Here is a 16,570-nt window from a genome sequence, read left to right as displayed (position 1 = left end):
GGCTGCATAGCGATACCTTTCGGATGTCAACATGATCTGGAATCATCGCATTACGCGCATCGTTGTCGGCCTCCTGCTGCTGACACTCGTGGCTGTCGTCTCGTTGCCGACGATTACCGGTTTTACGAGCCTTGACGGCACGGTCAATGCACGGTTTGCTGTTGTTAATGCCCCGATCGACGGCACGATTGCAGAAGAACCCCTCAAGGTCGGAAGCCCGGTCAAAGCGGGACAATCGCTCGCAGAAATCAAAAATACGCGCGTCAATCGCGCAATCCTCGCGTCGCTCGAGGCAGATCGCAACACTGCACTCGACCGTGTCGCGGCACTGAAAAGGGAACGGGAGGAGCTCTCCGCGCTTCGCGAGGAATTGTCTGCCAGATTGGAGGTCTACAGGCAGACCACCATTGCCAATCTCGAACGCGAAGTCGAAATCCTCAGGAAAAAGGTCGAGGTGTCGCAAGCCCAGGATCTGGTCGCGCAGGTCGACCTGGACCGTCGGATGGCACTCAACTCAAAAGGCATTCTGACCCAGAAGCTGGTTGAGGCCGCGCGTGCCGCCGGCGCTGCGACCGGCGGCGAAGTCGAAATCAGCAATCTGACGGTCGATCAATTGGAACAAAGGCTCAATGCGGTCCGCCAGGGTATCTTTGTCTTCGGCGACGGACAGAATGACGTGCCTTATTCGCGGCAGCGTGAAGACGAGGTTGTCGTTCGCATCAACGACTTGAACTCACGCATAGCGGAAAATGAGACACGAGCCGGCGAAGTCCAAAAGCAGTTGGTCGAAGAGAGAAATCGCGTCGGCAGCCTTGAATCCGCAACCGCAATCGCGCCGTTCGACGGCGTTGTTTGGAGCAGGAGTATCGTCAACGGTTCCAACGTCGTGCTGAACAACGAGCTGATGCGTCTGCTCGACTGCCGGGAGCTGTTTGTGGATATCCTTGTTCCTGAAGTCAATTACGACGAGATCTATCCGGGACTTATCGCGCAGGTGCGCCTGTTTGGCCGCAGCGATATTTTCCAAGGTACGGTCGTCGCTGTCAGAGGCAGTTCGGCTTCGGTCGAGACCGATTCCTTTGCCGCCAGTTTGCCGCCGTCAACACAGCGCAATGCCCGCATTGGGGTTCGCCTCGATCCATCCTTCATGAACGACGATTTTGCGAACTTCTGCCAGGTGGGGCGCACGGTGCAGGTACGGTTTTCCAAGCGCGGCATCACCGTATCCAACTGGGTTAAAAGCCTGTGGTTCAGTATCTTGTAGCGCTGGTTCCGACCTTTCTCGTTTTGGCCTTCTTTTTCCTGGGCCCGTTCAATTGGTCGCGCAATCACACCTGGACACGGGCGGTGACCTGCGCGTTTGTCGCAGCATTCGCATTGCGATACATGTTCTGGCGCTTGACGGAGACAGTGCTTCCCTATCCCAGCGACGGTCCGAGCTTCTACTGGGTCTGGACCCTGTTCGTCGTCGAGGTTCTGGCCTGCTTCGAAGTCATCCTTTTTCTTGTATTGATGAGCCGCCATGTCGACCGGAGCACAGAAGCGGACAGGCTGGCTCGTGTTTTCTTCGCGCGCGACAAGCGTGAACTGCCAACTGTCGATGTTTTCATTCCCACCTATAACGAGCCGCTCGACGTGCTCGAGCGAACCATCATCGGCGCCCGCTCCCTGGATTATCCTGCCGACAAATTGAACGTGTATGTGCTTGACGACCAACGCCGCGACTGGCTGAAGGCCTATTGCGAAGAAAAGAACGTCATCCACGTCACGCGCGGCGACAACAGCCATGCCAAGGCAGGCAATATGAACAATGGGCTGAAGGTCAGCTCGGGCGAGTTCATTGCGATCTTCGACGCCGATTTTGTGCCCTATCGCCATTTCCTTCGCCGGACGCTGCCCTTCTTTAGCGATGACAGCATCGGCATCGTCCAGACGCCTCAACATTTCTTCAATGTCGATCCGGTACAATCAAACCTGGGCCTGGAGAATATCTGGCCGGACGAGCAGCGCCTGTTCTTCGACGAGATCGCGCCCAGCCGAGACGCCTGGGACGTCAGTTTCTGCTGCGGATCATGCTCGATTGCCCGCCGCGAGGCTGTCGATGCAATAGGCGGGTTTCCGACGGAGTCGATCACGGAAGACCTGCTGACAACGCTTTCGATGCTCAACAAAGGTTACAAGACGCGCTACCTGAACGAGCGGCTGTCGATGGGACTAGCAGCCGAAAACCTGACCGGTTATTTTGTACAGCGCGAACGGTGGTGTCAGGGGGGTATTCAAACCCTCTACCTGTATAATGGCCCGCTGCGCGGCCCGGGATTGACGCTCTTTCAACGGATCATGTTCCTGCCGGCATCATGGCTGGTGCAGTATCTGGTCCGCTTCACGATCTTGCTCGTCCCCATCGTCTATCTCTGGTTCGGCCTGCTCCCGCTCTATTTCACCGATATAGCCGATTATGTCTCGCATCAGGTGCCGCTGCTGGCGGCGTATTTTCTGCTCATGCTGTGGATCACGCCGACGCGCTATCTGCCAGTGGTTTCCAGCGCCGTCGGGACCTTCGCGACATTCCGCATGCTGCCGACCGTGGTCTCCAGCCTGGTGAGACCATTCGGCAAGCCGTTCAGGGTGACGCCAAAGGGCAGTGGCAACGAGGCGAACCAGTTCGACCGCTACAGCTTCGCATGGATCGCAAGCATAATGACGATCACCGTCTTTGGTCTGCTGCTCAACATCGTACCGGAAACGTCGCATGTACAAGGCCAGTTTTCGCCGGTCGCGGCCTGCTGGTCAGGGATCAATATCCTCGTCCTGCTCATCGCGTCGCTCATCTGCTTTGAGAAACCCCGGCGGCTGTTTCATGCGTTCAAGCTCGATGAACCTGCTGTCGTCGACGATGTACCCGGCCAAATCGTCAGTCTGGCACTGGACAAGGCGGTCGTTGCAGTCCCCACCATGGCCCGATTTCAATCCAAATCAGTGACGCTGAAATTCGCCGGCTTCGCCCCGATCAAGGCAGAGCTCCGACAGGTCACCCAACGACGAAGCAGCATCAGTCGCAGCGGCGACAAGCAAGCCTATTACCTGCACCTCTATTTCGAACTCAGCGGCTCTGCTCGCGACAGCATGATTGTAAAACTCTACACCGGTCGTTATTCGCGCGACATTCGCGACATCGACAAGGTTGCCGTCTCTATCAATCTGTTGTTGCGATCATTCGGGCGAACGCGCACGTTGTAGTGCGGCGCATGACATTTGTGGCGCTCTGGCCACGGTCCCACAAACGCTGGGAGCCGATCGTAAACTGGCCAATGGATCGAGATGACGGCGCGTTCAAGGTATGACGGGTCCGGGCTCAGGCTCGCCTCACTGCCTTTCGGCGCGGCGTCGTGGCAGATTCCAGTTTCAAATGCACTCCGCCCGCAACCTGACTGGCCGGTCCTGATCTGTGGCAAAAGAGCCAAAGACCTTTCGGCTGCTCATGCCCTTTCACAAATGCACCGAACCTTTATGCTATCGTCATGAGACAGATGAGAGACGCTGCGATGACACGACAGGGCGAATTGCGCGAAAGGATCACGATCCTCGGCGACGTCAATGCCGCGTCGTTCGTCCCCTGGATTCACCGTCATGCCGAAAAGCTCGGCCTTTCGCAGCATTTCTTTTACGCCGGCGCTGACCGCATCGAACTTGAGGTCGCAGGGCCTGTGGAGCTAATCGACATGCTGGAAATGGGATGCTCGCTCGGGCCGATCGATGTCTGGGTCGACGAGATTCAGCGCAGGATTGTAGACCCCCCCGACACACTTCAAATCCCGCCGCATAGCTCCATGCACTTTATTTAATCATTATTGCCAATGCGATTTTTTTATGCAAGCCTCTCTAGGAAACTGAGATTGCAACCTCGGCAGCAGTTTATAGCCAGCGGCGCTAATGCATTGGTAAAATTGAGGAAGTAAAGGTCATGCTATCTGATACGACCGGCACGTGGACACCGGTCGCCCTTTCTGCAGATCTGCCGCCGGCAACCGTCATACCGGCATGGACGCCGGCGGGACCAATCGCACTTTGGCGCGGTCAGTCCCGGCGCCTATCGGCATCGTCCGATCGCTGCCCGCATCGTGGAATGCGGTTGTCTCATGGCTTCGTACGAGGCGATGCTCTCTCGTGCATCTATCATGGCTGGAGCTATTCTCCGACGGGACGATGCATCCGTATCCCGGCTCATCCCGATCTTGTCCCGCCGGAAACGATCCGTGTGGCGGTTCAGCAGGTCGAAGAACAAGGCGGCATCATCTGGGTGGCGGTCGGAGAACCGGTTGTCGGGCCGCCACCCCTCGACCATCTCGTTCCACTCCGTTCGCTGACGCTGGATGCCGATATTGCCGCAATCGAAGAGGCGGCCGGCGGACAGGTTGGTGCGGACGGGCTAATCCGCATTGTCGATTATCCTTGGATCCTGCTGCTGCCTGCGGCGCAGACTGGCCGCACGCTCGTTCACGTCCTCGTCGAGCAGGGTCGCAATGTTGCGGATCGGCTCGTGGCGTCGCGCATCGCCGAGGCGGTTCGCCGCGGGGCGGAAAAAGGCCGGAAGGATGCCGCATGACAGGGGCAGGCGCGATGATCGATCAATGGTACCCGGTCGGCCTCTTCAGCCAGCTCACCAAGGCGGGAAGCAAAACCGCTTTGATGGGCGAGCCGATAGAGGTGACGCGCACGCCGGACGGCGCGGCGCGCGTTACAGCGAGCGATGGACGCGCCCTGCCCGTTCGCGTTCGCTACGGCCATGTCTGGTCCTCCCTCGGCAACCCCGCCAAGGAGCTGTTTGCCATTCCCGAGGCGGATCAGCCCGGCCGCCGCTTCGTCGATGTCGGCGTCGTGCGGGTACGCTGTTCTCCTCTGAGAGCGGTCGAGAACTTCCTCGACATCGCGCATTTTCCCTTCGTCCATACGGATATTCTCGGCGCCGAGCCGCACACCGAAGTCGAAAGTTACAAGGTCGAGATCCGCGAGGATGAAGTCTGGGCGACGCAGGTGAAATTCTACCAGCCGCAGGCCGCAAAATCGGCGACCGGCGGGATAACCACCGAATATATGTACCGCGTGCCGGCTCCGACCTGCTCGGTGCTCTACAAGACCTGCCCTCCCCGCCCGAAGGAATGGGATGTCATTACCCTGTTCGTCCAGCCGCTTGCGGAAGATATTTGCGACGTGTGGCCGTGGATGGCCCTCTTCGACGACGTCACGCCAATGACAGACCTCATCCATTTTCAGCAAATGATTTTCCTGCAGGATCGGTCGATCCTCGAAAACCAGATCCCGGCGCTTCTGCCGCTCGATCCCGGCATGGAAATTCCGACCCGGGCCGACATGACATCGATCGCTTACCGGCGCTGGCTAAAGCGCCATAACTATCTCTATGGCGCGCAGCTGGTCGCACAATGAAGCTCTACGACTACATCCTCTCGCCGAGTTGCTACAAGATCCGCCTGATGGCTGCGATCCTCGGCGTCAAGCTGGACATCCGGCCGGTCGACTTCCATCCCGGCGCCGAGCATCGCGGCCCTGAACTTCTGGCCCTCAATCCGGCAGGCTCCATCCCGATCCTTGAGGATGGCGACCTTGTCCTGACGGAATCTTCAGCCATCCTTGCTTATCTCGCCGCTTTGAGCGGGCCGGAATGGTTGGGTGCGAGCGCGCCGCAGGAGACGGCGCGCCTGCAGCAATGGCTTTCTTTTTCGCACCGGCTGACGGCCAATCTTGGCGGCGCACGGCTGCATCAGATGCTTCTGCGCCCCGGCAATATCGAGGCCCTACAGGCACAAGGGGTCGCTGCGCTGCGCGAGCTGGAGGCGGGCCTTTTCGAGCAGCGGCTGCGCGGCATGCGGTTCCTGGTATCGGACCGCGCGACCATCGCCGACATTGCCTGCTTCCCCTATGTGGCGCTGGCGCCTGATGGCGGCATATCGCTCGATCCCTATCCGAACATCCGGCTCTGGCTGCGGGCCATCCGCAGCCTTGAGGGTTTCATCGAAATGCCCGGCATCCACCGCCTGCACGAGTTGAAGCCCGATCCTCATCCGGCCGGTTTGGAGAAGTGAGATGGCCGGCTACCTCCTGAAAAACTGCGCAGCCATTATTGTCGACGAAGGCAATGGGCCAACCGTGCGCCGCAATGCGGATCTGCTGACCAATGGACCGGCAATCCAGGCGATCGGTGCGAACCTGCCGCAAGAGGCGGTGCCGGCCGATACGATCATCCAGGATGCATCCGGCTGGTTTGTCTATCCGGGCCTCGTCAACACCCATCACCACTTCTTTCAATGCTTCGTGCGTAACCGGGCCGATCTCGACTGGACGAAGCTCTCCGTCATCGAATGGCTCGACCGGATCTATCCGATCTTCTCGCGGCTGAACGAGGATTGCTTCTACCATTCCTCGGTCACGGCGATGGCCGAGATGATCAAGCATGGCTGCACCACGGCCTTCGACCATCAATATTGCTTCCCCCGGCACGCCGGAAAGCGCCTGATCGATCGCCAGTTTGAGGCGGCCGAACTTCTCGGCATGCGTTTCCACGCAGGACGCGGCGGCAACACGCTGCCGAAGTCCGAGGGCTCGACGATCCCGGACGCCATGCTGGAAACGACGGATGAATTCATCGCCGATTGCGCCCGGCTGATCGACAGCTATCACGATGCCGACGCCTTCAGCATGCGGCAGGTGGTCGTCGCCCCCTGCCAGCCGGTCAATTGCTATCGCGAGACCTTCGTCGAGTCGGTCGCGCTCGCCCGTGATCGCGGCGTCCAACTGCACACGCATGTCGGTGAAGGCGAAAGCCCCGTCATCGAGGCGCGGTACGGGATGCGTACGGTCGACTACTGCGCCGAAATCGGCTTTGCCGGCGCTGACACCTATTATGCTCACTGCTGGGAGCTGACACACGACGAATTGCGCAAGATGGCGGCAAGCGGCACGGGTGTCTCGCATTGCCCGGAGCCGGTTTATCTGGTCGGCGCCGAAGTGACGGACATTCCTGCGATGTCGAATTTCGGCCTGCGCATCGGGCTCGGTTGCGACGGTGCGGCTTCGAACGACAACTCCAACCTCATGCACTGCATCCACTCTGCCTATATGCTGCAATGCCTGACGGCATCGACGCGGGCCCATCCGGTTCCCGCGCCCTTGGATTTCCTGACCTATGCGACCGCGGGCGGCGCAAGTCTGCTAGGCCGCAGCGATATCGGCCGGCTTGCTCCCGGCATGGCCGCCGACCTCTTCGCGATCGATACGAGGCGGATGGATTATGTCGGAACTCGCCATGATCCGTTGAGCTTGATTGCCAAGGTCGGGATCGGCATGCCGACCGATCTGACCATGATCAACGGGCGCATCGTCTGGCAGGCCGGCGAATTTATCGGGCTCGATGAGGCCAAGCTTTTCGCCGCCGCGGAAGCGGCGCTCGAGACAGTGAAATTCTGAAAACCAAAAGGGGAACTGACATGTCCAACGATCTCACCCGCAGAACACTCATGAAGAGCGCGGCGGCTGCCGGTCTCGCGACGGCTTTTGCCGGCCGCTCCGTGGCCGCCGCAGACGAACCGCTCGGCATTGCCCTCGTCGTTCCCTCGCCTGTCGGCGACGTAGGCTGGGGCCATGCGCTTGCCGCCGGCATCGACCCGATCAAGGCCGCTTACGGCGACAAGGTGAAGGTCACGATCATCGAGAACATCGCCGAAGGCCCGGATGCCGACCGCATCATGAACAAGACGGTCGCCGACGGAAACCATTTTCTGATCGCCGGCTCCTTCGGGTATCAGAACGGCGCGCTGCAGATTGCCCGTCGTAATCCCAAGGTGACCGTCCTGCATGCTTCAGGCTTCCAGGTCGCGCCGAATTTCTCGCCCTTCGCCGCCAAATATTTCCAGGGAACTTATCTGCTCGGCATGGCGGCGGCGGCCGTTTCGAAGACCGGCAAGCTCGGCTCGGTTTCGGCCTTCGCCATTCCCGAGCTGATCACCTCCGTCAATGCCTTCACGCTCGGCGCACAGGCCGTCAAGCCGGATATCGAAGTGTCTGTCGTCTGGGTCAATTCCTGGTTCGATCCGGCCAAGGAGCAGGAAGCCGCCAAGGCGCTGATCTCGCAAGGCTGCGACGTGATCTTCTCGAATGCGCAGGATACGCCTTCGGTGATCTCGGCCTGCGAGGACGCCGGCATCTATGCCTTCAATCTCAATTCCTCGATGAAGAAATATGCCGAGAAGACCTATCTCGGCTGCGTTGCCACTGACTGGTCGCCGTTTTTCAAGGCGTCGGTCGATGCGCACCTCGCCGGCACCTTCAAGGGCGCCAATACCTTCCTCGGCGTTGCCGACAAGGTGGTCGAGGTCGTCGACTGGAACCCGGCGATTCCGGCTGATACGATGGCCAAGATCAAGGAGCTCGAGGCAAAGATCGCCGATGGCAGCTTCTCGCCATTCACCGGCCCGATTACCAAGGCTGACGGCAGTGAAGGCGTCGCTTCCGGTGCCACGCTGGCGGACGCTGAGATCGTCGCCATGAATTGGCACGTCAAGGGTGTGACGACGCCGTTGCCGAAGTAAGCCATGGTAAACCCGCTTCTGTCGCTGCGCGGCATTTCCAAGAGCTACGGTCAGGTCCATGCCAATCGGCAGATCGACCTCGACGTCGCGGCTGGCTCGATCCATGCCATCCTCGGAGAAAATGGGGCTGGCAAATCGACGCTGATGAAGCTGATCTATGGCGTCGAGCAGCCGGACAGCGGCACGGTCGCATGGAATGAACAGCCCCTCAGCCTTGCCTCTCCCGCAGAGGCAAGGCACGCCGGCATCGGCATGGTCTTCCAGCATTTCTCGCTGTTCGAGAGCCTGACGGTCGTCGAGAATATCCGCCTGATCGTGTCCGGCAAGAAGAGCGAGCTTGCCGAGCGGGTTCGTAAGCTCGGGCGTGAGTTCAGTCTCGAGGTCGATCCTTTCGCCCATGTGCATTCGCTTTCCGTCGGCGAAAGGCAGCGCGTGGAAATCATTCGCTGCCTGATGACCGATCCGAAACTGCTGATCCTCGACGAGCCGACGTCGGTGCTGCCGCCGCAGGCGGTGGAAAAACTCTTCGAAACATTGCGCCGGCTGCGCGACGGCGGCGTATCCATCCTTTTCATCTCCCACAAGCTCGAAGAGATCCAATCGCTCTGCGATCGCGCGACGATCCTGCGCGGCGGCCGTGTGACCGGTCATGTCGATCCGCGCCAGCATGACGCCCACGAGCTTGCGCGCATGATGATCGGCCGCGACATGCCCGAACCCATGCCTCCCCTGCCTTTGGCCGAGGGCGAAAAGCGCCTGGAGCTTATCGGCCTCGACTACCGGTCGGATCCTTTCGCCGTGCCGCTCTCCAACGTCAGCCTGACGGTGCGCGCCGGCGAGATCCTCGGCATTGCCGGGATTTCGGGAAATGGCCAAAGCGAGCTCGCAGCGCTGATTTCGGGCGAGACCGTCCTGCCGCGCGATCAGCGCGACCAGATCTTCATGATGGGCCGAGATGTCGGCACGCTCGACTCCGCCTCCCGCCGGCGGCTCGGCTTCGCCTTCGTCCCGGAGGACCGGCTCGGCCGCGGTGCGGTTCCCGAAATGTCGCTTGCCCTCAACAGCCTGCTGACCGCCCATCCGCTCGACCTTGTGAGGCATGGCCTGCTCGACAAAGTACGGGCGAAGAGCTTCACCAATGAATGCATCCGCGACTATGACGTGCGCACGCCCGGCCCCGATGCGGAGGCCGGGTCGCTTTCCGGCGGCAACCTGCAGAAATTCATCGTCGGACGAGAAATCATGCTGGCGCCGAAGCTTCTTTTCCTGGCCCAGCCGACCTGGGGCGTCGATATCGGTGCAGCCGCGGCAATCCGCAAGCGGCTCATCAGCCTTCGCAACGAAGGCGTGGCGATCCTCATCATTTCCGAGGAGCTCGAGGAATTGTTCGAACTCTGCGACTTCATCCAGGTCCTGCACCACGGCACACTGAGCCCGCCGCTGGTCACGCGCGACACCGAGCCCGAAGCGATCGGCCGTTATATGATCGGAGCCCAGCCGCATCGCGAGAAAGCCCCCGCATGAGCCGAACCTTCCTCTCCCTGCCCACGCTGGTCCGTCGGGAGCGGGCATCGCTGGTCGCCAACCTTCTCGCACCGCCCATAGCTCTCATCGTCACCGTCATTCTCAATCTCGGACTTTACGTCGTCATGGGCCGCGATCCGGCTGCGGTCGTCTATGCGATGCTGATCGAGCCCTTCTTCTCCTGGGCGTCGTTCTCCGAGGTGCTCCTGAAGACCGGGCCATTGCTCCTCATCGCGCAGGGGCTTGCGATCGGCTTTCGCGCCAAGGTGTTCAATATCGGGGCCGAAGGACAATTTGTGCTCGGTGCGATATTCGCCTCCGCCATTCCCATCTGGTGGCCTGACGCAACAGGACAATGGATCTGGCCGGCAATGCTGCTGCTCGGCACGATAGGCGGTGCATTCTGGGCGTCACTTACCGCCTTCTGGCGCGTCAGGCTCAATGCCAATGAGATCCTCGTTTCGCTGATGCTGAGCTTCGTTGCCGTGCAACTCCTCAATTATCTGCTGCTCGGCCCGTGGAAAGATCCGAACGGCTTCAATTTTCCGCAATCCGTCATGTTCCAGTATGATGCGATGGTGCCGATCCTGCTCGAGGGAACGCGCGTCAATGTCTCGCTCATTCTCGCCCTCCTCCTGTCGATTGCCGCCTGGGTCTTCATGCAGAAGAGCTTCATCGGCTACAAATTGCAGGTCGGCGGATTGGCGCCGCGGGCGGCGAGCTATGCCGGATTCAGGCAAAGCCAGGCAATCTGGCTTTCCCTGCTGATCGGCGGAGCGGCAGCCGGTCTTGCCGGTGCGGCCGAGGTCGCCGGCCCCCTCGGTCAATTGCAGCGCTCCATTTCCACCGGCTACGGCTATGCGGCAATCATCGTCGCCTATCTCGGCGGCCTTCATCCGATTGGCATCATCATCTCAGCCATTGTCATGGCGGCGCTCTACATCGGCGGCGACAACGCCATGGTCTCGGCCAATCTCCCGGTTGCCGCCGTCCGGGTTTTCCAGGGCAGCCTGCTTCTCGCCTATCTGGTCGCCATCGCCTTCACGCGCTACCGCCTTGCCTGGCGACCGGCGGCAACCAGGAGCGCCACATGAACGCCATCGAGTTCATCCTCGCCGGAATGCTGGCGGCTGCGACGCCCTTTCTCCTGGCAGCGCTCGGGGAACTGGTCGCCGAACGCGCCGGGGTTCTCAATCTTGGCGTCGAGGGGCTGATGGCATTCGGCGCCGTCATCGCCTTCATCATCGTCTACCACGGCGGCGGCCATTTTCTGGCTTTCCTCGCCGGCGGCCTCGGCGCCGCCCTCCTGTCGCTGATCTTTGCGGTCATCGTGCTCGGCTTCAACGCAAACCAGGTCGCGACAGGGCTTGCCATCGGGATTCTCGGGCAAGGCCTGTCGGCGCTGTTCGGCAAGACCTATGAGAGCCTGACTGTCAGGGCTCTGCCGAAGATCGCCATTCCCGGCCTTTCCGATCTTCCCGTCATCGGCGGCCTGTTTGTCCAGGATATCGTCGTCTGGCTTTCGCTGGCCGCAACCATCGCGATCTGGGCGATGTTTGCCTATAGCAAGGCCGGTCTGATCATCCGCGCCGTAGGCGAAAACCCGAAAGCGGCGCATGCCATCGGCTATCCGGTCATCGCCATCCGCTTCGCCGCGGTCGCATTCGGCGGCATGATGGCAGGCTTCGCGGGCGCCTATGCGGCGACGATCTACACGCCGCTCTGGGCAGATGGGATGATTGCCGGCCGCGGCTGGATTGCGATCGCGCTCGTCGTCTTCGGAACCTGGCTGACCGGCCGCATCTTTCTCGGGGCATGCCTGTTCGGAGCCGTATCGCTGATGGGGCTCGCCGCCCAGGCGACCGGGCTCGACGTCCCCTCGCAGTTGCTCGCATGCCTGCCCTATCTGGTGACGATCATCGTGCTCGGCATCATTTCGGCGGATCGCCGCCTGCTCAAGCTCAACGGCATCGCCTCGCTCGGCGAGCCGTTCGAGCGATAGCGATGATGCTGCGGCGCGCAATGTAATAACCGGGATTCGAATCTTCGTCCGCCATTACAATGGCGGTTCGGCTTTCGAGCATCCGGCGCATGGCTGACTCAGCTTGCGCCAGCTTTGGTTGCAGGCTGCTAGCGCCTCATTGACTGGTGCCCATGGCATCCAGGATCGTCCTGGCAATGTCGGCGAAGCCAAGTCCGGCAGGCCGGGCGGAGATCCATTTCGGCACATGCTGCAGATGCGGAAGAACAGGAACGATATTGCTGACGCCGAAAGAATTTGGAATGAACCCGAACATCGGCGCATCGTTTCGAGAATCGCCAACGAATGCGGTGGCGGAAGGCAATTCGGCAGGATCGACCCCGAACATGCCGGTCAGCAGGCGCTCGCTCATGGCGCGTTTGTCATAATCGCCGATCCAGCTGTTGATGTGGATCGAACTGATGGCGACGGTCCCGCCCATTGCCCTGATATCGCAGGCCAGCTCCTCGACAGCGCGCGCATCGTGCGCCTGAATGTCGATCGCCACGTCAGCCAGGCGGAACACCTGATCATGGGCAATCCTGAACGCGCCGCCTTTTTTCGAAATCAGATTTTCGATCGCCTGGAGATGCCGGCGTTGACGCTCGCCTTGCAACGCGCCGTCCTCCCAGTAATCGAAGACAACCTCGCCGCTGCGGCGCATAACGGCATAGGCACCGCTTTCGCCGATGACCGCGGCGACAGGCCAGGCACGGACGATGTGTTCGCACCACCCGGCTGAACCGCCCGTGACCGGAACGACGGCAATGCCGGCGCGGCTGAGGTCCCAAAGGGCATGATAGGTCTGCGGCAGAAGTTTCCCCTCGGTCGTCAGCGTATCATCGATATCGGTGAAGAGATAACGCACGTGCTGCAAGTCGGCCGCGGATGGCGCGAGATTTATGAACGTCATATCGTCTCCTCGCCGCAGGTCACCACCTCCATGCTGCTCTCGGCGAGCACGCCGGCGACGGACGCATCAGCCGGCAGCCGGTCGGTGTAAAAGCGGGTAATCTTGTTGAAGGGCGCAACGCGCACGCTCGCATGGCGCGTCCACTTGCTGACATCGGCCGCCAAAAGGCGCGTCTGCGCATTCTCCAGCAGTGCATTGGTGATCTGCGCTTCGGCATAGCTGAAGTCCATCAGGCCGGTCAGCGGGTTCAGTGCGCCGGCGCCGACAACCGCATAGGTCGCATAGAATTTCTCGATGAACTTGATCACATCCGTGCCCACGACGTCACGGTCGTCATGACGCAGCAGCCCGCCGGTGAGATGGACTTCGACACTGGGAGATTCGCAAAGCGTTAAGGCGACGTGGATATTGTTGGTGACGACCCTCAGCCCCTGATGGTCGCGCAAAGCCTCGGCAACGAACTGGACCGTGCTGCCGATCCCAAGAAACATCGTCGCATCCGGGCCGATATCAGCGGCGACCCGTCTGGCGATCTGTCGCTTGGCGCGCCGATTGAGCTGGGCGCGGGCGTTGAGCGAGATGTTGCTGCCCTCGACCGGCACATCGACGCCACCGTGAAAGCGGCGGGCATGACCGAGATCGCAAAGGGCATTGATATCCCGCCGGATCGTCTGGGTCGTCAGATCGTATCGACGGGCCAGCTCGTCGATATACTGGACGCCCTCGGTTTCGATCAGCGCCAGTATTTCGCGTTGTCGGCTCGATATGACCCGGCTCCCCATCGCTCTTCCTTACGAGAGATAAACACTCGGATCGTCTGTTATCACACCGGTCAAGCCGGCATGCCAAAAAGATGCGAGTTCCCTAGGATCGTTGGAGGTCCAGGCCCGAACCTTGATGCCGTGGCGTACCGCCTCTTCGAGGAACCCGATGCTGATGGATTTGTAACCAAGATGGACCGTCGTCGCCGGAATCGATTGGAGCAAATCTCTCCAGTCATCCGGCACTTTGCTCCACAGCATGGCGAGCTCGTAGCCTGGGTTGATTTCGTGCATACGCTTGAGTGCTGCCGCGTCGAAGCTCGAGATCATGATCTTGGTCTGCGGCGCGCGTGCCTGAAGATGCTCATCAACCGTTTTCACCAGCTGATCGAGCGATTTGTGATGCGGGTGCTGCTTGATCTCGACATTGGCATTGAGCCCCAGTTCTCCCAACGCGGATACGGCCGCGGCAAGGGTTGGCAGGGGTTCACCCTTGAAGCGGGGATCAAACCATGCACCCGCGTCGATCTTATCGAGATCGGCCGCGCTGAGGTCGCCGAGATTGCCCGTCGACGAAGAGCAACGATCGACCGAAACGTCGTGGATGACGACGGCCGTTCCGTCACCAAGAAGCGCGACATCCAGCTCGACCCATTCAGCCCCCTGCTCGGCCGCCGCCCGAAAAGCGGCGATCGTGTTTTCAGGCGCGATTGCCGATGCGCCTCGATGCGCCTGCACCTCGCTGGGGCCAGGCCCGGATCGCTGTTCTGATTTTGTCATTGTCTCGTCTCTTTCGTGACTTCTTGGGGCTCGGAGCAAGACGGAGGACGCCTGCGCGTCTCAATCCGTCCGCCTTCCCGTCCTGCTGTTGAAGGGGTGCATCTGATCGATGCGGGCAAAGACATCGATCTGCGCGGCCTCGGGAAAGTCCGGCCGGCCCTGAACGGTCAGGACGATCGTCTGCTGGCCCTCGCCCAATCTGACATGCAGGTGGCTTTCCCCGCCGATCGGCTCGAGCAATTCGACGATCGCACTGAGGCGGATGGAGGGCTCGGCGGGCTGTTCGACGAGCAGCGCATCCGGCCGAAGCCCGACTATATCGGTCCCTTCGGGCAATGTGAGGCTTCGCTCGGCCTCGACCGTCTTGAATACGTCGATCGGCACCAGGTTCATCGGCGGGGAGCCGATGAAGCCGGCAACGAACAAGCTCGCCGGGCGGTCGTAGACCTCCACCGGCGTTCCGACTTGTTCGACCAGCCCGCCATTCATGACGACGAGCCTGTCGGCAAGCGTCATGGCTTCGAGCTGGTCATGGGTGACGTAGATGCTGGTGGTCTTTAACCGGCGCTGCAGCCGGCGTATTTCGACACGCATCTGCACCCGCAGCTTGGCATCGAGATTGGACAGGGGCTCATCGAAAAGAAACGCAGCCGGTTCGCGGACGATGGCACGTCCCATCGCGACACGCTGGCGTTGCCCTCCCGACAATTCGCGTGGCTTGCGGTCGAGCAGCGGTCCGATTTCGAGAATGTCGGCCGCTTCCTTGACGCGGCGATCGATTTCCGCACGCGCCGTGCCACGGTTTTTCAAGCCGTATTCCAGGTTTCCGCGAACCGTCATGTGCGGATAAAGCGCATAGTTCTGGAAGACCATGGCGATGTCGCGCTCTGCCGGCTCTGCCTTGTTTACGTTGCGGCCGGCAATCTCGACTTGCCCGTCGCTGATCGATTCCAATCCGGCAATCATGCGAAGCAAGGTTGATTTGCCGCAGCCGGAAGGGCCGACGAGCACGATGAATTCGCCGTCTGCAACCGCCAGATTGATGCCGTTGACGGCGGGAACGGAACCATAGTTTTTCTTGACGTCGACAATATTGATCGTGGCCATTTCATTTCTCCGTTTCGACCAGGCCTTTGACGAAAAGGCGTTGCATGGCGACGATGACGAGGACGGGCGGCAAAGCGGCCAGGATGACCGCCGCCATGACGAGATTCCATCTCGGCTCGGCATCCGCGACTGCCGCCATCCGCTGGATGCCCATCACGACGGTGTAGAGGCTCTGGTCGGTGGTGACGATCAGCGGCCACAGATACTGGTTCCAGCCGAGCACGAACAGGATGATGAACAGCGCCGCGATATTGGTCACCGACAGCGGCAGCAGGATATCGCGGAAGAATTTCAGTGGTCCTGCGCCATCGACGCGAGCCGCCTCCATCAGTTCCTCGGGAACGGTGAGGAAAAACTGGCGGAACAGGAAGGTCGCCGTTGCCGATGCGATCAGCGGAATGATGAGCCCGCCATAATTGTTCAACATCCCCAGATCGGCGACGACCTTGTAGGTCGGCACGATACGCACCTCGACCGGCAACATCAGCGTGATGAAGATCATCCAGAAGGCGAGCGTGCGAAAGGGAAACCGGAAATAGACGATGGCGAAGGCGGAGAGAATGGAAATGGCAATCTTTCCGACCGCGACACCGACCGCCATGATCAACGAGTTGATCATCATCGGCCCGATCGGCGGCGCACCGGAACTTGTCATTCCTGACGACAGCATGGTCGAATAGTTCTCGATGAGGTGCGGTCCTGGCACCAGCGGTACGACGCCGGACAGGAAGTCGTTCGGACCGTGGCTCGATGCGATGAAGGCGATATAGACCGGGAAGACCACGATGGTGACGCCGAGGATCAGGACGATGTGCGCCAGGACATTCAGGAAGGGACGATTTTCAACCACCTTTGACGCTCC

At 60.5% G+C, this 16,570-nt stretch carries 16 protein-coding genes; 11 read left to right on the top strand and 5 right to left on the bottom strand.

The genetic code is table 11. The annotated features are described in order from the left end of the window. The first annotated feature begins 31 nt into the window (after nt 1-31). The 11 genes from K6M89_RS19120 to K6M89_RS19070 all read left to right on the top strand — a co-directional run bounded on the left by K6M89_RS19120 (nt 32) and on the right by K6M89_RS19070 (nt 12,129). A complete protein-coding gene (locus tag K6M89_RS19120; protein WP_222140541.1) occupies nt 32-1,264 on the top strand; it encodes an HlyD family secretion protein in 1,233 nt (410 codons plus the stop codon). Beyond that, complete coding sequence (locus K6M89_RS19115) at nt 1,246-3,240, top strand: glycosyltransferase (RefSeq protein WP_222140540.1); 1,995 nt, start codon at nt 1,246-1,248, stop codon at nt 3,238-3,240. Before K6M89_RS19120 ends, K6M89_RS19115 begins: the two co-directional genes overlap by 19 nt. Before the next feature lie 305 nt (nt 3,241-3,545). Further along, a complete protein-coding gene (locus tag K6M89_RS19110; RefSeq protein WP_222140539.1) occupies nt 3,546-3,845 on the top strand; it encodes an acylphosphatase in 300 nt (99 codons plus the stop codon). A 119-nt stretch (nt 3,846-3,964) separates the two neighbouring features. Then, complete coding sequence (locus tag K6M89_RS19105; protein ID WP_222140538.1) at nt 3,965-4,606, top strand: Rieske 2Fe-2S domain-containing protein; 642 nt, start codon at nt 3,965-3,967, stop codon at nt 4,604-4,606. Next, nucleotides 4,603-5,445 carry an aromatic ring-hydroxylating oxygenase subunit alpha gene (locus K6M89_RS19100; protein WP_222140537.1) on the top strand — a complete coding sequence of 281 codons (843 nt, stop codon included), beginning with the start codon at nt 4,603-4,605 and terminating at the stop codon, nt 5,443-5,445. Before K6M89_RS19105 ends, K6M89_RS19100 begins: the two co-directional genes overlap by 4 nt. Further along, nucleotides 5,442-6,101, top strand: a complete 660-nt coding sequence (locus tag K6M89_RS19095) for a glutathione S-transferase family protein (protein ID WP_097584138.1) — start codon at nt 5,442-5,444, stop codon at nt 6,099-6,101. The genes K6M89_RS19100 and K6M89_RS19095 overlap by 4 nt, the downstream gene beginning before the upstream one ends. A gap of 1 nt (nt 6,102) precedes the next feature. Continuing rightward, complete coding sequence (locus K6M89_RS19090) at nt 6,103-7,482, top strand: amidohydrolase (RefSeq protein ID WP_222140536.1); 1,380 nt, start codon at nt 6,103-6,105, stop codon at nt 7,480-7,482. A 20-nt stretch (nt 7,483-7,502) separates the two neighbouring features. Continuing rightward, nucleotides 7,503-8,603 (top strand): BMP family ABC transporter substrate-binding protein, encoded by a 1,101-nt coding sequence (locus tag K6M89_RS19085; protein ID WP_222140535.1) that lies wholly within the window; start codon nt 7,503-7,505, stop codon nt 8,601-8,603. A gap of 3 nt (nt 8,604-8,606) precedes the next feature. Then, entirely contained in the window at nt 8,607-10,127 is a 1,521-nt protein-coding gene (locus K6M89_RS19080; RefSeq protein WP_222140534.1) for an ABC transporter ATP-binding protein, read from the top strand. After that, the gene (locus tag K6M89_RS19075; protein WP_222140533.1) at nt 10,124-11,221 is read left to right on the top strand and encodes an ABC transporter permease; all 1,098 of its coding nucleotides are present in this window, start codon (nt 10,124-10,126) and stop codon (nt 11,219-11,221) included. The genes K6M89_RS19080 and K6M89_RS19075 overlap by 4 nt, the downstream gene beginning before the upstream one ends. Then, nucleotides 11,218-12,129 carry an ABC transporter permease gene (locus K6M89_RS19070; protein WP_222140532.1) on the top strand — a complete coding sequence of 304 codons (912 nt, stop codon included), beginning with the start codon at nt 11,218-11,220 and terminating at the stop codon, nt 12,127-12,129. Before K6M89_RS19075 ends, K6M89_RS19070 begins: the two co-directional genes overlap by 4 nt. A 136-nt stretch (nt 12,130-12,265) precedes the next feature. Here K6M89_RS19070 and K6M89_RS19065 read toward each other — a convergent pair whose 3' ends face one another. Genes K6M89_RS19065 through ugpE form a run of 5 tightly spaced genes read right to left on the bottom strand, consistent with a single transcriptional unit; the run spans nt 12,266 to nt 16,558 of the window. Further along, nucleotides 12,266-13,060, bottom strand: a complete 795-nt coding sequence (locus K6M89_RS19065) for an HAD-IIB family hydrolase (RefSeq protein WP_222140531.1) — start codon at nt 13,058-13,060, stop codon at nt 12,266-12,268. Then, nucleotides 13,057-13,842, bottom strand: coding sequence for a DeoR/GlpR family DNA-binding transcription regulator (locus K6M89_RS19060; protein WP_222140530.1), 786 nt, complete (start codon nt 13,840-13,842; stop codon nt 13,057-13,059). The genes K6M89_RS19065 and K6M89_RS19060 overlap by 4 nt, the downstream gene beginning before the upstream one ends. Before the next feature lie 9 nt (nt 13,843-13,851). Further along, the gene (locus K6M89_RS19055; RefSeq protein ID WP_222140578.1) at nt 13,852-14,601 is read right to left on the bottom strand and encodes a glycerophosphoryl diester phosphodiesterase; all 750 of its coding nucleotides are present in this window, start codon (nt 14,599-14,601) and stop codon (nt 13,852-13,854) included. A 60-nt stretch (nt 14,602-14,661) separates the two neighbouring features. Beyond that, the gene (locus tag K6M89_RS19050; RefSeq protein WP_222140529.1) at nt 14,662-15,708 is read right to left on the bottom strand and encodes a sn-glycerol-3-phosphate import ATP-binding protein UgpC; all 1,047 of its coding nucleotides are present in this window, start codon (nt 15,706-15,708) and stop codon (nt 14,662-14,664) included. A 1-nt stretch (nt 15,709) separates the two neighbouring features. Then, nucleotides 15,710-16,558 (bottom strand): sn-glycerol-3-phosphate ABC transporter permease UgpE, encoded by an 849-nt coding sequence (gene ugpE / locus K6M89_RS19045; protein WP_097584158.1) that lies wholly within the window; start codon nt 16,556-16,558, stop codon nt 15,710-15,712. Nucleotides 16,559-16,570 lie beyond the last annotated feature (12 nt).

It is taken from the genome of Rhizobium croatiense (genome assembly GCF_019793465.1).
GTDB lineage: Bacteria > Pseudomonadota > Alphaproteobacteria > Rhizobiales > Rhizobiaceae > Rhizobium > Rhizobium croatiense.
This window is presented reverse-complemented; position numbering and strand designations above follow the sequence as displayed.

Excerpts from the sequence above, each read along its gene's own strand:
- K6M89_RS19120 (WP_222140541.1), top strand. The coding sequence starts at position 32 with ATGATCTGGAATCATCGCATTACGCGCATCGTTGTCGGCCTCCTGCTG.
- K6M89_RS19110 (WP_222140539.1), top strand. The coding sequence starts at position 3,546 with ATGACACGACAGGGCGAATTGCGCGAAAGGATCACGATCCTCGGCGAC.
- K6M89_RS19105 (WP_222140538.1), top strand. The coding sequence starts at position 3,965 with ATGCTATCTGATACGACCGGCACGTGGACACCGGTCGCCCTTTCTGCA.
- K6M89_RS19100 (WP_222140537.1), top strand. The coding sequence starts at position 4,603 with ATGACAGGGGCAGGCGCGATGATCGATCAATGGTACCCGGTCGGCCTC.
- K6M89_RS19095 (WP_097584138.1), top strand. The coding sequence starts at position 5,442 with ATGAAGCTCTACGACTACATCCTCTCGCCGAGTTGCTACAAGATCCGC.
- K6M89_RS19090 (WP_222140536.1), top strand. The coding sequence starts at position 6,103 with ATGGCCGGCTACCTCCTGAAAAACTGCGCAGCCATTATTGTCGACGAA.
- K6M89_RS19085 (WP_222140535.1), top strand. The coding sequence starts at position 7,503 with ATGTCCAACGATCTCACCCGCAGAACACTCATGAAGAGCGCGGCGGCT.
- K6M89_RS19080 (WP_222140534.1), top strand. The coding sequence starts at position 8,607 with ATGGTAAACCCGCTTCTGTCGCTGCGCGGCATTTCCAAGAGCTACGGT.
- K6M89_RS19075 (WP_222140533.1), top strand. The coding sequence starts at position 10,124 with ATGAGCCGAACCTTCCTCTCCCTGCCCACGCTGGTCCGTCGGGAGCGG.
- K6M89_RS19070 (WP_222140532.1), top strand. The coding sequence starts at position 11,218 with ATGAACGCCATCGAGTTCATCCTCGCCGGAATGCTGGCGGCTGCGACG.
- K6M89_RS19065 (WP_222140531.1), bottom strand. The coding sequence starts at position 13,060 with ATGACGTTCATAAATCTCGCGCCATCCGCGGCCGACTTGCAGCACGTG.
- K6M89_RS19060 (WP_222140530.1), bottom strand. The coding sequence starts at position 13,842 with ATGGGGAGCCGGGTCATATCGAGCCGACAACGCGAAATACTGGCGCTG.
- K6M89_RS19055 (WP_222140578.1), bottom strand. The coding sequence starts at position 14,601 with ATGACAAAATCAGAACAGCGATCCGGGCCTGGCCCCAGCGAGGTGCAG.
- K6M89_RS19050 (WP_222140529.1), bottom strand. The coding sequence starts at position 15,708 with ATGGCCACGATCAATATTGTCGACGTCAAGAAAAACTATGGTTCCGTT.